The organism is Burkholderia sp. 10_S31 (assembly GCF_056930375.1).
The window spans coordinates 401,089-416,595 of record NZ_JBXOWK010000003.1 but is presented as its reverse complement, the minus strand read 5'-3'; the positions used below and the strand labels follow the sequence as shown (position 1 = coordinate 416,595).

Sequence of the window (15,507 nt, the reverse complement as noted above, 5' to 3'; positions counted from 1 at the left end):
AGCGTAGAATGAGCCGAAAGTTCGACAAGCCGCCGTCAGGAGACATTCGTGAATCATCCCGCCACGCCGGCCGCCACGCGCCGTCCCCTTCCACCCGCGATGCTCGATGCGCTGCGCGCCGCCTTCGGCGAGCGCGTGTCGACCGCCGACGCCGTCCGCGCCCACCACGGCCGCGACGAATCGCCGTTCGATCCGCAACTGCCCGACGCCGTCGTGTTCGCCCGCAACGCCGATGAAGTGCGCGAAGTCGTGTCGCTGTGCGCGCTCTACAGCGTGCCGCTGATCCCGTACGGCGCCGGCTCGTCGCTCGAAGGCCACCTGCTCGCCGTGCGCGGCGGCGTATCGCTCGACCTGTCGGAAATGAACCGCGTGCTGTCGATCAACGCGGAAGACCTGACGGTCACGGTCGAACCGGGCATCACGCGCAAGGCGCTCAACGAGGCGCTGCGCGACACCGGCCTGTTCTTCCCGATCGATCCGGGTGCCGACGCGAGCATCGGCGGGATGACCGCGACCCGCGCGTCGGGCACCAACGCCGTGCGCTACGGAACGATGCGCGAAAACGTGCTCGGCCTGAGCGCCGTGCTCGCCGACGGCCGCGTCGTGAAGACGGGCTCGCGCGCGCGCAAGTCGTCGGCCGGCTACGACCTCACGCGCCTGTTCGTCGGCTCCGAAGGCACGCTCGGCGTGATCACGGAGATCACGCTGCGCCTGCATCCGCTGCCCGAGGCCGTGTCGGCCGCGATCTGCGCGTTCCCGTCGATGGGCGACGCGGTGCGCACCGTGATCGAGACGATCCAGATCGGCGTGCCGATCGCACGCGTCGAATTCGTCGACTCACTCGCGGTGCGCTCGATCAACCGCCACTCGAACCTGACGCTCGCCGAAGCGCCGACGCTGTTCTTCGAATTCCACGGCACCGAGGCCGGCGTGAAGGAGCAAGCCGAGCTCGTGCAGGCGCTCGCGGGCCAGAACAACGGCCAGGGCTTCGAATGGGCGACCCGCCCCGAGGACCGCACGCGGCTCTGGGCCGCGCGCCACAACGCGTACTTCGCGATGCTGCAGCTGAAGCCCGGCTGCCGCGCGGTGACGACCGACGTGTGCGTGCCGATCTCGCAACTCGCCGCGTGCGTCGAGGAGACCGAAGCCGACCTGCGCGCGTCGTCGCTGCCCTGCCCGATCGTCGGCCACGTCGGCGACGGCAATTTCCACGTCGCGATCCTGATCGATCCCGACAAGCCCGAGGAAATCGACGAAGCCGAACGCATCAACGACCGGATCGTCGAACGCGCGCTGCGCCTCGGCGGCACCTGCACCGGCGAACACGGCGTCGGGCTGCACAAGATGCGCTTCCTGCCGAAGGAGCACGGCGACAACGCGATCGACGCGATGCGCGCGATCAAGCTCGCGCTCGATCCACGCAACCTGATGAATCCCGGCAAGATCTTCACGTGCTGACACGGCGGCGCGCCGCAGCGCGCCCGCAGGAGACTCAATGAACGCTTCCGTCGAACTGTCGAGCGCGACCCGCGCGCAGCGCCAGCGCGAAGTCGTGCAGGCGCTGATGGCCGTGCTGCCGACGCATTGCCTGCTGTTCCGCGACGAAGACACCGCACCGTACGAATGCGACGGCCTGTCCGCGTACCGGCGGCTGCCGCTCGCAGTCGCGCTGCCCGAAACCGAATCGCAGGTGCAGCGGATCGTGCAGATCTGCCGCCGCATGGAAGTGCCGATCGTGCCGCGCGGCGCGGGCACGAGCCTGTCGGGCGGCGCGCTGCCGATCGCGAACGGCGTCGTGCTGTCGCTCGCGCGCTTCACGCGCATCGTCGAGGTCGATCCGTACGCGCGCACGGCCACCGTGCAGCCCGGCGTGCGCAACCTGGCGATTTCCGAAGCGGCCGCACCTTACGGGCTCTATTACGCACCCGATCCTTCGTCGCAGATCGCCTGCACGATCGGCGGCAACGTCGCGGAAAACTCCGGCGGCGTCCACTGCCTGAAATACGGGCTGACCGTGCACAACGTGATGCGCGTGCGCGCGGTCACGATCGACGGCGAGATCGTCGAATTCGGCTCGCTCGGCCTCGACATGCCGGGCCTCGACCTGCTCGCGGTGATGATCGGCAGCGAAGGGATGTTCGCGATCGTCACCGAGGTCACGGTGAAGCTGATCCCCAAGCCGCAGACCGCGCAGCTCGTGATGGCGAGCTTCGACGATGTCGTGAAGGGCGGCGAGGCAGTCGCCGCGATCATCGCGTCGGGCATCATCCCGGCCGGGCTCGAGATGATGGACAAGCCGGCCACGCAGGCCGTCGAGGCATTCACGCACGCGGGCTACGACCTCAACGCGAAGGCGATCCTGCTGTGCGAATCGGACGGCACGCCAGAAGAAGTCGCGGAGGAGATCGTCCGCATGACGGCGGTGCTGCGCGAACATGGCGCGACGCGCATCCAGGTCTCGCGCAACGAACACGAGCGGCTGCGCTTCTGGTCGGGCCGCAAGAACGCGTTTCCAGCCGCCGGGCGTATTTCCGCCGACTATTACTGCATGGACGGCACCGTGCCGCGTCGCGCGATCGGCCCGCTGCTCGCGCGCATCGAGCAGCTCGAGACGCGCTACGGGCTGCGCTGCATCAACGTGTTCCACGCCGGCGACGGCAACATGCATCCGCTGATCCTCTACAACGCGAACGATCCGGACGAGCTGCACCGCGCCGAGCAGTTCGGCGCGGAAATCCTCGAATGCTGCGTGGAATTCGGCGGCAGCGTGACGGGCGAGCACGGCGTCGGCATCGAAAAGCTCAATTCGATGTGCGTACAGTTCTCGCCGCAGGAGCGCGACGCGTTCTTCGCGGTCAAGCGCGCGTTCGATCCGGCCGGGCTGCTCAATCCCGACAAGGGCATCCCGACCCGCGCGCGCTGCGCGGAATACGGCCGCCAGCACGTGCGCGGGGGGCTGCTGCCGCACCCCGACCTGCCGCGCTTCTGAGCGCCGTGCAGTTGCGCGGCCCGTGTCGACACGCGAGCCGCGCCGCACCGCCCTGCCCGCGCCTGCCGTGCGCGCGGCGGCGCCTGCATGCTTCGTTATACGGGGCTTAGGGATAGTCGCGATGTGGATTCGCGCCACCCCGGTACAATCGACCGGACAACAAGACGAGGCAGCAACAGAACATGGAAGAGGACGACATCGTCGCCGGATGGGCCGAGCGCATCCGCGCCGCCAGTGCCGACGGCCGGCCGCTGCGGATTCGCGGCGGCGGCACCAAGGACTGGTACGGCCAGGCGCTGGACGGCGAAATACTCGACACGCGTGCGTATCAGGGCATCGTGTCGTACGACCCGGCCGAACTCGTCGTCACGGTCCGCGCGGGCACGCCGCTCGCGCAGCTTGAAACCGTCCTCGCCGAGTGCGGTCAGATGCTGCCGTTCGAGCCGCCGCACTTCGGCCGCTCGGCCACCGTCGGCGGCTGCATCGCGGCCGGCCTCGCGGGCCCGCGCCGCGCGACCTGCGGCGCCCCGCGCGATTTCGTGCTGGGCGTCACGCTGATGAACGGGCGCGGCGAGCTGCTGCGCTTCGGCGGCCAGGTCGTGAAGAACGTCGCCGGCTACGACGTGTCGCGGCTGATGGCCGGCTCGCTCGGCACGCTCGGGCTGATGCTCGACCTGTCGATCAAGGTGCTGCCGGTGCCGGTCGCGGAAGTCACGCTGAAGTTCGAGATGACCGCGACCGACGCGGTGCGCAAGCTCAACGAATGGGGCGGCCATCCGCTGCCCGTCAGCGCGAGCGCGTGGCGCAACGGCACGCTGGTGCTGCGGCTGTCCGGCGCCGAGGCCGCCGTGAAATCGGCAAAGACGCTGCTCGGCGGCGAAGTCGTCGACGCGGTCGAGGCCGAGCGCTTCTGGGCCGGCCTGCGCGAACACACCGACCCGTTCTTCAACGGCATCCCGCCCGGCTATGCGCTGTGGCGCCTGTCGCTACCGTCGATCACCGAACCGATGCACCTGCCCGGTACCCAGCTGATGGAATGGGGCGGCGCACAGCGCTGGTGGATCAGCGACGCCGACGCGCAGACGGTGCGCATGAGCGCGAAGCAGGCCGGCGGCCATGCGACGCTGTTCCGCGCGGGCGAGTCCTACGACCGCAGCGCGGGCGTGTTCACGCCGCTGCCCGCGCCGCTGATGAAGATTCACCGCGGGCTGAAGGCCGCATTCGATCCCGCACGCGTCTTCAACCGCGGCCGGCTCTATCCGGATCTCTGAGCGATGCAAACGAACCTCGCCGATTTCATCCGCAACACGCCCGACGGCGACGAGGCCGACGCGATCCTGCGCAAGTGCGTGCATTGCGGCTTCTGCACCGCGACGTGCCCGACCTACCAGCTGCTCGGCGATGAACTCGACGGCCCGCGTGGGCGCATCTACCTGATCAAGCAGATGGTCGAAGGCGCGCCCGTCACGCGCAGCACGCAGCAGCACCTCGACCGCTGCCTCACGTGCCGCAGCTGCGAGACGACCTGCCCGTCGGGTGTCCAGTACGGCCGGCTCGTCGAGATCGGCCGCAAGCACGTCGAGGCACAGGTGCAGCGCCCCATCCAGCAGCGCCTCGTGCGCCGCGTGCTCGCGAGCCTCGTGCCGAATGCGGCGCTGTTCTCACCGTTGATGCGGCTCGGCCAGCACGTGCGGCCGCTCTTGCCGAAACGGCTGCGCGACAAGGTGCCGCCGCGCACGCGGCTGCTCGAATGGCCGCAGCGCACGCATCGGCGCAAGATGCTGATGCTCGGCGGCTGCGTGCAGCCGTCGATGCTGCCGAACATCAACATCGCGACCGCGCGCGTGCTCGACGCGCTCGGCGTCGAGACGATCGTCGCACCCGACGCAGGCTGCTGCGGCGCGATCCGCCTGCACCTGAACTACCATGACGAAGCGCTCGACGACGCGCGCCGCAACATCGACGCATGGTGGCCGCATGTCGAGCAAGGCGTCGAGGCGATCGTGATGAACGCGTCGGGCTGCGGTGCGACGGTGCTCGAATATGCGCACCTGCTGCGCGACGATCCGGCCTATGCGGAGAAGGCGCGGCGCGTCGTCGCGCTGACGCGCGACATCTCCGACGTATTGCTCGCGTTCGAGGCCGAGCTCGCGACGCTCGCGCGGCGCCGCGCGATCCATACCGTCGCGTACCACCCGCCGTGCACGCTGCAGCACGGCCAGCAGTCGCGCGGCAAGGTCGAGCGCCTGCTCGAGACGCTCGGCATCGACGTGCGGCTGCCGGCCGACAGCCATCTGTGCTGCGGGTCGGCCGGCACCTATTCGCTCACGCAACCGTCGCTGTCGTACCGGCTGCGCAAGCAGAAGCTGCTGAAGCTGCAGGCACTCGAGCCGCAGATGATCGTGTCCGGCAACGTGGGCTGCATCGCGCATCTGCAAAGCGGCACGCAGATCCCGGTCGCGCACTGGATCCAGCTCGTCGAGCATCTGCTGTACGGCTAGTACGGCGCCGGTCCGGCCGGTCGCGCACGGCATCCCGTCCGTATAATGGGCGAATCGATGCGGTGCGTGCCGTGCCGCATCCGCTGCCGTACTCGCTTCCCGTGCCTGCTTCCGTGCCCGTCATGTCCGATTTCGCCGCCCGTCTCGACTCCGTTCACCGCCGCATCGCCGACGCCGCCCGCGCGGCCGGCCGCGATCCCGCCACCGTCTCGCTGCTCGCCGTGTCGAAGACGTTTCCTGCCGACGACGTGCGCGCCGCGCATGCGGCCGGACAACGCGCGTTCGGCGAAAACTACGTGCAGGAATCGATCGACAAGATCGACGCGCTCGCGGATCTCCGCGCCGGGCTCGAATGGCATTTCATCGGGCCGCTGCAATCGAACAAGACGCGCCCGGTCGCAGAACGCTTCGACTGGGTCCATTCGGTCGACCGGCTGAAGATCGCACAGCGCCTCGCCGAACAGCGCCCCGCCCACCTGCCGCCGCTGAACGTGTGCGTGCAGGTGAACATCAGCGGCGAGGCGTCGAAGAGCGGCGTCGCGCCGGCCGACGTGGCCGAAGTCGCGCGCGCGGTCGCCGCGCTGCCGACACTGCGGCTGCGCGGCCTGATGGCGATTCCCGAACCGGCCGGCGATATCGACGCGCAACGTGCGCCGCATCGTGCGCTGCGTGCGCTGTTCGATACGCTGCGTGCCGACGGCCTGCCGCTCGATACGTTGTCGATGGGCATGTCCGCCGATCTCGAGGCCGCGGTGCTCGAAGGCGCGACGATCGTGCGCGTCGGCACCGCGATCTTCGGCGCACGCGACTATTCGCACTGAGCGCCGCCCTTTTTCGTCTTTCCGTTCACTCACTCGCTCAATCCGACATCATGAAAATCGCATTCATCGGCGGCGGCAACATGGCCGCGGCCCTGATCGGCGGCCTGATCAAGCGCGGCGTCGCCGCTGACGGCCTGTATGCCATCGACGTCAACGAAGAGGTACGCACGCGCGCCGCGCAGCAATTCGGCGTGCGCACCGGCGCGGCCATCGACGCGACGCTCGCCGGCTACGACGCGATCGTGCTCGCGGTGAAACCGCAGGTACTGAAGGACGTCGCGCAGGCGCTCGCGCCGCACCTGAAGTCGCAGCTCGTGATCAGCATCGCGGCCGGCATCCGCGGCACCGATCTCGCGCGCTGGCTCGGCGGCTACGCGCGCATCGTGCGCACGATGCCGAACACGCCCGCGCTGGTCGGCATGGGCGTGACGGGCCTCGCCGCGCTGCCGGGCGTGGATGCGGCCGGTCGCGAACTCGCGTCGAACGTGCTGGGTGCGGTCGGCGAAATCGTATGGTTCGACGACGAGTCGAAGCTCGACGCCGTCACGGCCATTTCGGGCAGCGGCCCCGCGTACGTGTTCTATTTCATCGAAGCGCTGCAGGAAGCCGCGCGCCAGCTCGGCATGAACGACGAACAGGGCCGCGCACTCGCGGTCGCAACGTTCACGGGCGCCGCGCAACTCGCCGCGCAATCGGGCGAACCGGCGAGCGTGCTGCGCGAGCGCGTGACGTCGAAAGGCGGCACGACGGCCGCTGCGCTCGCGTCGTTCGACGCGCAGGGCGTGAAGGAAGCGATCGTGCGCGGCGCGCTCGCCGCCGAGGCACGCGCGAAGGAAATGGGCGACGAGCTCGGCCGCGCGTAAGCGCGACAGCGGTGCCGGTTGCTCCGGCACTCGACGTAAAAAAGCGGCCGCCCGGCCGCTTTTTTGTTGGCATCGCGCACCGGGTGCGCCATTTCGTTCAGTTGCCGGCCAGCAGGTAATGCATCGCAATGCCCGCGAACAGTACACCGCCGAGCCAGTTGTTGTGCCGGAACGCCGCGAAGCACGGCATCCGCTCGCGGCCCTTGATCAGCGTGTAGTGATACAACGCGCAGCCGACCGCCGCGGCCCAGCCGGCCCAGTATGCGAGACCGAAGCCGAGCGTCACGCCGATCCACACGTAGATCCCGAGCGTCACCGCATAGCACGCCATCACGGCCGCGACGTCGAAGCGGCCGAACGTCAGCGCGGACGTGCGAATGCCGATCTTGATGTCGTCGTCGCGGTCGACCATCGCGTATTCGGTGTCGTACGCGACCGACCAGAAGATGTTCGCGACCAGCATCACCCATGCGATCGCCGGCACCGTGTCCTGCACGGCCGCGAATGCCATCGGGATGCCGAAGCCGAACGCAATGCCGAGATACGCTTGCGGAATCGCGAAGAAACGCTTCATGAACGGATACGAGCCGGCGACGAACAGCGCGACGACCGACAGCTCTTTCGTCAGCGTATTGAGCGGCAGGATCAGCAGGAACGAGATGAAGGCCAGCACCACCGCGATCGCGACGGCTTCCCATGCGCGGATCTTTCCCGACGTCAGCGGCCGGTCGGCCGTGCGCTTCACGTGACGGTCGAAATCGCGGTCGGCATAGTCGTTCATCGCGCAGCCGGCCGAGCGCATCAGCAGCGTGCCGAGCGCGAAGATCACGAGCAGCGGCCAGCGCGGATGGCCGTCCGACGCGATCCACAGTGCGTTGAGCGTCGGCCAGAGCAGCAGCAGGCTGCCGATCGGCTTGTCCATCCGGACGAGCCGCAGATACAGGGGAAAGCGGGCAAGCATGGCGAAGCACCGGGAAGATAATCCCGGCATTTTAGAGCCGAGCGGCGGTCCGCGTCATGTCGGAGCGGCCCTCGATCGGGTGCCGCGGCACGCGCGGCGGCCGCCCGGGCCCGCTGCAAGCGGCCGGGCGGTCCCGCGCGTCAATGAAGGGACAGATGCATGGCAGGTGCGTACCCGGCCCTCGCCGGCATTCGATCCCGATGCGGACACCCCAGACTCCGGTTTGTAGTCGGGACACCCGCTCATGCCGGCCACAGCGCATGCGACCGGCCGCACCGGATTTACGCGAGCAGCGACCGCAGCATCCACGCGGTCTTTTCATGCGTCTGCAGGCGCTGCGTCAGCAGGTCGGCGGTCGGCTCGTCGCTCGCCGCGTCGGCGATGGGGAAGATCTCGCGCGCGGTGCGCACGACGGTCTCGTGCCCTTCGACGAGCTGCCGGATCATCTCTTCGGCCGCCGGCACGCCGTTCGCCTCAGGCACCGACGACAGCTTCGCGAAATCCGCGAACGTGCCCGGCGCGACAACGCCGAGCGTGCGAATGCGCTCGGCGACCAAGTCGACCGCGAGCCACAGTTCGTTGTACTGCTCCTCGAACATCAGGTGCAGCGTGTTGAACATCGGACCCGTGACGTTCCAGTGGAAGTTGTGGGTCTTCAGGTACAGCGAAAACGTATCGGCAAGCAGGCGCGACAGGCCGTCCGCGATTTTCCTGCGGTCCTTGTCGCTGATGCCGATGTTGATCTGCGTGGCGTTGCCTTTCCTGGCCATCTTCGGGACTCCTCATTCGAAATGTTGAACCGGCGAAAATGCGTCGAGCAATCCGCATGCCGCGTCGTGCGGCATCCGTTCGCGACTTGCCGGTCTGGCGCGGCGAGCGAATCGCCGCGCTCAACCGCCGGCACGCGAGACGATCGGCGCGAGCGCGTGCAGCGCCTGCGCGGCCAGCTCGGCCGCACCGCCGATGACGATCGCGAAACCGACGATGCGCCGCGCCCACTCGGCCGGCGCGCGCATGTTCAGCATCATGTGCGTCATGGTCGTCACTCCTTCGACAAGACCTTGAACCGGAAGAAAAAACGGCCGGTCGGGCGACCGGCCGTTTCACGTTGCAACGCGACCGCGCTAGCGCGTCACGACGTTCACGCGAGGTCGAAGCGGTCGAGGTTCATCACCTTGTTCCAGGCCGCGACGAAATCGCGCACGAACTTCTCGTTCGCATCCGCGCTGCCGTACACCTCGGCCAGCGCACGCAGCTGCGAGTGCGAACCGAAGATCAGGTCGACGCGCGTGCCGGTCCACTTGACCTGGCCCGTCGCACGATCGCGCCCTTCGAACACGTCGTTGGCGGCCGACACCGGCTTCCACTCCGTGCCCATGTCGAGCAGGTTCACGAAGAAGTCGTTGGTCAGCGTGCCCGGACGATCGGTGAACACGCCGTGCTTCGTATCGCCGACGTTCGCGCCAAGCACACGCAGGCCGCCGACCAGCACCGTCAGCTCCGGCCCGCTCAGCGTCAGCAGCTGGGCCTTGTCGACCAGCAGTGCCTCGGCCGGCGTCTTGTACGCGCCCTTCAGGTAGTTGCGGAAACCGTCCGCAACCGGCTCGAGCACGGCCATCGCCTCGACATCGGTCTGCTCCTGCGACGCGTCCATCCGGCCCGGCGCGAACGGCACCGTTACCGCGACACCCGCGCTCTTCGCGGCCTGCTCGACGCCGGCTGCACCCGCCAGCACGATCAGGTCGGCGAGCGACACCTTCTTGCCGCCCGTCTGCGCATCGTTGAACGCCTTCTGCACGCCTTCGAGCGTCTCGATCACCTTCGCGAGCGCCGCCGGCTGGTTCACTTCCCAGTCCTTCTGCGGTGCCAGGCGGATGCGCGCACCGTTCGCGCCGCCGCGCTTGTCCGAACCGCGGAACGTCGAGGCCGACGCCCATGCGGTCGACACGAGCTGCGCGACCGACAGGCCCGACGCAAGCACCTTCGCCTTCAGCGCCGCGACGTCCGCGTCATCGATCAGCGTGTGGTCGACGGCCGGGATCGGGTCCTGCCACAGCAGTGCCTCGGCCGGCACATCCGGGCCGAGATAGCGCGAACGCGGACCCATGTCGCGGTGCGTGAGCTTGAACCAGGCGCGCGCGAACGCGTCGGCGAACTCGGCCGGGTTCTCGTGGAAGCGGCGCGAGATCTTCTCGTAGGCCGGATCGAAACGCAGCGACAGGTCGGTCGTCAGCATCGTCGGACGATGCTTCTTCGACGCGTCGAACGCGTCGGGAATCACTTCGTCGGCGCCCTTCGCGACCCACTGGTGCGCACCGGCCGGGCTCTTCGTCAGTTCCCATTCGTAGCTGAACAGGTGCTTGAAGAAGTCATTGCTCCATTTCGTCGGCGTCGACGTCCACGTGACTTCGAGGCCGCTCGTGATCGCATCGTGGCCCTTGCCCGACGCGTACGCGCTTTTCCAGCCGAGACCCTGCTGCTCGATGCTCGCCGCTTCCGGCTCCGCACCGACGTCCGATGCGGGGCCCGCGCCGTGCGTCTTGCCGAACGTGTGGCCGCCGGCGATCAGCGCGACCGTCTCTTCGTCGTTCATCGCCATCCGCGCGAACGTCTCGCGGATGTCACGCGCCGCCGCGACCGGGTCGGGGTTGCCGTCCGGGCCTTCCGGGTTCACGTAGATGAGGCCCATCTGCACGGCCGCGAGCGGGTTCTCGAGATCACGGTCGCCCGAGTAACGGCTGTTCGGGCCGCCGCTCAGTTCCAGCCAGATCTTTTCCGAACCCCAGTAGACGTCGTCCGGTTCCCACGTGTCGACACGGCCGCCCGCGTAACCGAAGGTCTTGAAGCCCATCGATTCGAGCGCGACGTTGCCGGTCAGGATCAGCAGGTCGGCCCACGAGATGTTGCGGCCGTACTTCTGCTTGATCGGCCACAGCAGCCGGCGCGCCTTGTCGAGGTTCGCGTTGTCCGGCCAGCTGTTCAGCGGCGCGAAGCGCTGCTGCCCGCCGCCCGCGCCGCCGCGGCCGTCGGCGGTCCGGTACGTACCGGCGCTATGCCAGGCCATCCGGATGAACAGGCCGCCGTAGTGGCCGAAGTCGGCCGGCCACCAGTCCTGCGACGTCGTCATCAGCGCCTGCAGGTCGCGCTTGACCGCCGCGAGGTCCAGCTTTCCGAATGCTTGCGCGTAGTCGAAATCCTTGTCCATCGGATCGGACAACGCCGAGTGCCGGTGGAGGATGTTGAGGTTCAGCTGGTTCGGCCACCAGTCCTTGTTCGACGTGCCGCCGGCCGCCGTGTGGTTGAACGGACATTTCGATTCGGTCGACATGCTTTTTCTCCTTTACTTGCTCGTAGGCCCCCACTTGCCGGGCGCGGTTCGTGGAGCACTGCGGGGGGGTGAAACGCAACAGGGTGTTCTGTCGTGCTACGGGGTGTCAGGCGTGGCTTTCGATGCGGCTTTCGGGACTTCGGACATGCCATGCTCCCTGATGGCTGAACGGCGGGCACATCGGGGGAACACTGACCGGCGTGCGACGGCACTCATCCGCCGTACACACGGTCCGCCAGGTACGCGAACGCAATCGGGCGCAGGCTGCGGGCCGCCGCCTTGGCACGATTTACGACCTCGTTGCGCGACGGGATGTTCCGCTGCGCGTGCTGCAATACCGACCGCATCATGACATCCTCCTTTGACGCTTGCATTCAGCGTGCGAATCGGGCTTTCGATCCGACGCCGATCCATGTAGCGCATTCTATTTACATCTATCAAATTCTTGAATTTGATAAATTTCATCTATGCGATAGGAAAAAATAAACGGGGCCGCAAGACCCCGTTCATCGCGCTGTCACGCATGCAGCGGTTGTGGTCAGTTCATCGTCGCCGGCATGTCGAGCTTCGCGACGCCCGGCAGGTCGCACGCGGCGATCGCCTCGCTGATCGCGTCGATCGCGGGCATCCGCGTGAAGCTCTTGCGCCACACCAGCACGACGCGGCGATCCGGCACCGGTTCGTTGAAGGGCACGTACGACAGCAGCTCGGCGTCGGGGCCGTTCGCGCGCGGGCCGACCTCGGCGACCGACATCCGCGGCAGCACCGTGATGCCGACGCCGCTCGCGACCATGTGGCGAATCGTCTCGAGCGACGAGCCCTCGAAGGTCTTCTGGATGCCGTCGGCCGTCTGCGAGAAGCGCATCAGTTCCGGGCACACGCCCAGCACGTGGTCGCGGAAGCAGTGGCCGTTGCCGAGCAGCAGCATGGTTTCCTGCTTCAGGTCCTCGGCGTCGATCTCGGCGCGCTTTTCCCACGGATGTCCTGCCGGCAGCGCGACGACGAACGGCTCGTCGTACAGCGGCCGCACCATCAGGCCGGTTTCGGGGAATGGCAGCGCCATGATCGCGGCGTCGATCTCGCCCTGCTTCAGCAGTTCGAGCAGCTTCAGTGTGTAGTTCTCCTGCAGCATCAGCGGCATCTGCGGCACGCGCTGGATCATCTGCTTGACGAGCGTCGGCAGCAGGTACGGCCCGATCGTGTAGATCACGCCGAGACGGAACGGGCCGACGAGCGGGTCCTTGCCCTGCTTCGCGATCTCCTTGATCGCGAAGGTCTGCTCGAGCACGCGCTGCGCCTGCGTGACGATCTGGTCGCCGATCGGCGTCACGCTCACTTCGCTCGCGCCGCGCTCGAAGATCTGCACGTTGAGCTCGTCTTCCAGCTTCTTGATCGCCACCGATAGCGTCGGCTGGCTCACGAAGCATGCTTCGGCCGCGCGACCGAAATGCCGCTCGCGCGCGACCGCGACGATGTATTTCAGTTCAGTCAGGGTCATTGTGGGTCAATCAGGGATATACAGGCGATAGGTTTAATTTATACACCCACTGGCACCGGTTCGCCAAGTTTCTCAGCATCGCAATGCGCCGATTACGCGCCGAATGGCGGTTTTGAATCCGTCCCCGAATGCGCCGGCCAGGTCTTCGATCACGCCTTCAGATACTGCTCCCGCGCGCCGAGCCAGCGGGCGAGATGCTGCGTGACCACGTCGGGATACGCGGCGATCAGTCGCGCCGCGGCGTCGCGGGCCGGGTCGATCAGCCAGCCGTCGGTCTCGAGGCTCGCGAAGCGCAGCATCGCCGCGCCGGACTGGCGCGCGCCGAGGAATTCGCCTGGGCCGCGAATCTCGAGGTCGCGTCGCGCGATCTCGAAGCCATCGGTCGTCTCGCGCATCGTCTTCAGCCGCTCGCGGCCGGTGAGCGACAGCGGACCCGTATACAGCAGCACGCACACCGACGCCGCGGTGCCGCGCCCGACACGCCCGCGCAGCTGGTGCAACTGCGCGAGGCCGAAGCGCTCCGCGTGCTCGATCACCATCAGCGACGCGTTCGGCACGTCGACACCGACCTCGATCACGGTCGTCGCGACGAGCAGCTGCACGTCGTTGCGCGTGAACGCTTCCATCACGGCCGCCTTGTCGGCCGGCGACAGCCGGCCGTGCACGAGCCCCACCTTCAGTTCGGGGAGCGCCTCGGCCAGCGTCTCGTAGGTTTCGACGGCCGTCTGCAGCTGCAGCGTCTCGCTTTCCTCGATCAGCGGGCACACCCAGTACACCTGGCGCCCAGTCAGCGCGGCCTCGCGCACGCGGGCGATCACCTCCTCGCGCCGCGCGTCGCCGACGAGGCGCGTCAGCACCGGCGTGCGGCCCGGCGGCAGTTCGTCGATCGTCGAGACTTCGAGATCCGCGTAGTACGTCATCGCGAGCGTGCGCGGAATCGGCGTGGCCGACATCATCAGCTGGTGCGGCTGGAAATCGCGCGCGCCGTTGGCCGCGTTCGCGGCCTTCGCGCGCAACGCGAGACGCTGCTCGACGCCGAAGCGATGCTGCTCGTCGACGATCACGAGGCCGAGCCGCGCGAACTCGACGGTGTCCTGGATGATCGCGTGCGTGCCGATCACGAGCTGCGCGGTGCCGAGCGCCGCGGCCTCGATCGCCGCGCGCTTCTCCTTCGCCTTCAGGCTGCCCGCGAGCCATGCGACCGACACGCCGAGCGGCTCGAGCCATGCGCGCAGCTTGCGCGCGTGCTGTTCCGCGAGGATTTCGGTCGGCGCCATCAGCGCGGCCTGGTAGCCGGCGTCGATCGCCTGCGTCGCGGCCAGCGCCGCGACGACGGTCTTGCCGCTCCCGACGTCGCCCTGCAGCAGCCGCTGCATCGGGTGCGCGAGCGTGAGGTCACGCGCGATCTCGTCGACGACACGCGACTGCGCGCCGGTCAGCGTGAACGGCAGCGCCGCGTAGAGACGGGTCGTCAGCGCATCGGCATCGGCCGCGGTGCGGCGCGGCATCGCGGGCGCCGCGCGCGTGCGGCGCTCCTCGTGCGCGCGCTTGAGCGACAGCTGCTGCGCGAGCAGTTCCTCGAACTTGATGCGCGTCCACGCCGGATGCGAGCCGTCCATCAACGCGGCTTCGTCGGAATCGACGCCCGGGTGGTGCAGGATGCGCACGGCCTGCGCGAGCGTCGGCACGCCGAGCGGCTTCAGGTAGTCGCGCTCGATCTCGGGCGGCAGCAGCTCGGGCAGCGGCGTGCGCTCGACCGCGTTCTCGATCGCCTTGCGCAGATACGCCTGCGACACGCCGGCCGTGCTCGGATAGACGGGCGTGAGCACCTGCGGCAACGGCGCATCGGCCTCGACGACGCGCACGGCCGGATGCACCATCTCCATCCCGAAGAAGCCGCCGCGCACGTCGCCGCGCACGCGCAGCCGCTGGCCGACGGCCATCTGCTTGACCTGCGAGCCGTAGAAATTCAGGAAGCGCAGCACGAGCTGCTCGCCGTCGTCGTCCTGGATCTTCACGACGAGCTGGCGTCGCGGCCGGTACGCGACCTCGTTGTCGAACACGACGCCTTCGGTCTGCGCGATGCCGCCCGGCAGCAGCTCGCCGATCGGCGTGAGCGTGGTTTCGTCCTCGTAGCGCATCGGCAGATGCAGCACGAGATCGATCGAGCGCGTGAGGCCGAGCTTCGCGAGTTTGTCGACGGTCTTCACAGGTTTGTCGGCGGCCGGCTTCTTCTTGCGCTTCGCGCCGGATGCACCCACGGCACCCGCCCCGCCCGCTTCGTCGCTGCCCGCGCCCGGTTCGACGTCGGGCGCGGCGGCGGCCGGCTGCGCGAGCCGCCCGTCGGTGCCGCGCTTCGGGCCCGCGCGACGCGGCGCGGCACTTTGCGGCGCGGTGCCGCGCGCCGTTGAATCGCGCTCCCCCGTGCTTCGCGCGGGTGACGCGGCATCGTCCGCGTCGAACGGATCGGCGGAATCGGCAACGGCGGCGGAGGAACGGCGTGGTGACACAGGCATCGGATCGTCTGGGTGCTTCGCAAGGCAAGT

General features: G+C 68.2%; 13 protein-coding genes. 6 read left to right on the top strand and 7 right to left on the bottom strand.

The window, feature by feature from the left end; translation table 11 throughout:
* Nucleotides 1-48: 48 nt before the first annotated feature.
* The 6 genes from AC1Z3W_RS21930 (at nt 49) to proC (ending at nt 7,174) form a co-directional block, all read left to right on the top strand.
* Nucleotides 49-1,458 (top strand): FAD-binding oxidoreductase, encoded by a 1,410-nt coding sequence (locus tag AC1Z3W_RS21930; protein WP_057926723.1) that lies wholly within the window; start codon nt 49-51, stop codon nt 1,456-1,458.
* Between the two features lie 37 nt (nt 1,459-1,495).
* On the top strand, nt 1,496-2,989 hold the full coding sequence (locus AC1Z3W_RS21925) for an FAD-linked oxidase C-terminal domain-containing protein (RefSeq protein ID WP_483508417.1): 1,494 nt from the start codon (nt 1,496-1,498) through the stop codon (nt 2,987-2,989).
* A 182-nt stretch (nt 2,990-3,171) separates the two neighbouring features.
* Nucleotides 3,172-4,260 carry a glycolate oxidase subunit GlcE gene (glcE, locus tag AC1Z3W_RS21920; RefSeq protein WP_057926725.1) on the top strand — a complete coding sequence of 363 codons (1,089 nt, stop codon included), beginning with the start codon at nt 3,172-3,174 and terminating at the stop codon, nt 4,258-4,260.
* Nucleotides 4,261-4,263: 3 nt separating this feature from the next.
* Entirely contained in the window at nt 4,264-5,490 is a 1,227-nt protein-coding gene (glcF, locus tag AC1Z3W_RS21915; protein WP_057926726.1) for a glycolate oxidase subunit GlcF, read from the top strand.
* Nucleotides 5,491-5,612: 122 nt separating this feature from the next.
* Nucleotides 5,613-6,311 (top strand): YggS family pyridoxal phosphate-dependent enzyme, encoded by a 699-nt coding sequence (locus AC1Z3W_RS21910; RefSeq protein WP_057926868.1) that lies wholly within the window; start codon nt 5,613-5,615, stop codon nt 6,309-6,311.
* Between the two features lie 50 nt (nt 6,312-6,361).
* Nucleotides 6,362-7,174 (top strand): pyrroline-5-carboxylate reductase, encoded by an 813-nt coding sequence (gene proC, locus AC1Z3W_RS21905; RefSeq protein ID WP_057926727.1) that lies wholly within the window; start codon nt 6,362-6,364, stop codon nt 7,172-7,174.
* Between the two features lie 97 nt (nt 7,175-7,271).
* On the opposite strand, the gene ubiA is transcribed toward proC, so the two are convergent.
* The 7 genes from ubiA to recG form a co-directional block, all read right to left on the bottom strand.
* Nucleotides 7,272-8,135 (bottom strand): 4-hydroxybenzoate octaprenyltransferase, encoded by an 864-nt coding sequence (gene ubiA / locus AC1Z3W_RS21900; protein WP_124834311.1) that lies wholly within the window; start codon nt 8,133-8,135, stop codon nt 7,272-7,274.
* Nucleotides 8,136-8,416: 281 nt separating this feature from the next.
* Nucleotides 8,417-8,905: a non-specific DNA-binding protein DpsA gene (gene dpsA / locus AC1Z3W_RS21895; RefSeq protein ID WP_057926729.1), complete on the bottom strand. Its 489-nt coding sequence runs from the start codon at nt 8,903-8,905 to the stop codon at nt 8,417-8,419.
* A 120-nt stretch (nt 8,906-9,025) separates the two neighbouring features.
* Entirely contained in the window at nt 9,026-9,172 is a 147-nt protein-coding gene (locus AC1Z3W_RS21890) for a hypothetical protein (protein ID WP_162840560.1), read from the bottom strand.
* A gap of 104 nt (nt 9,173-9,276) precedes the next feature.
* Nucleotides 9,277-11,463, bottom strand: coding sequence for a catalase/peroxidase HPI (gene katG / locus AC1Z3W_RS21885; RefSeq protein WP_483508415.1), 2,187 nt, complete (start codon nt 11,461-11,463; stop codon nt 9,277-9,279).
* A gap of 212 nt (nt 11,464-11,675) precedes the next feature.
* Nucleotides 11,676-11,813 (bottom strand): hypothetical protein, encoded by a 138-nt coding sequence (locus AC1Z3W_RS21880; protein WP_162840561.1) that lies wholly within the window; start codon nt 11,811-11,813, stop codon nt 11,676-11,678.
* 188 nt (nt 11,814-12,001) lie between these two features.
* Nucleotides 12,002-12,961, bottom strand: coding sequence for a hydrogen peroxide-inducible genes activator (locus AC1Z3W_RS21875; protein WP_057926731.1), 960 nt, complete (start codon nt 12,959-12,961; stop codon nt 12,002-12,004).
* A gap of 149 nt (nt 12,962-13,110) precedes the next feature.
* Nucleotides 13,111-15,477, bottom strand: a complete 2,367-nt coding sequence (gene recG / locus AC1Z3W_RS21870) for an ATP-dependent DNA helicase RecG (protein ID WP_124834309.1) — start codon at nt 15,475-15,477, stop codon at nt 13,111-13,113.
* Between the last annotated feature and the right edge of the window lie 30 nt (nt 15,478-15,507).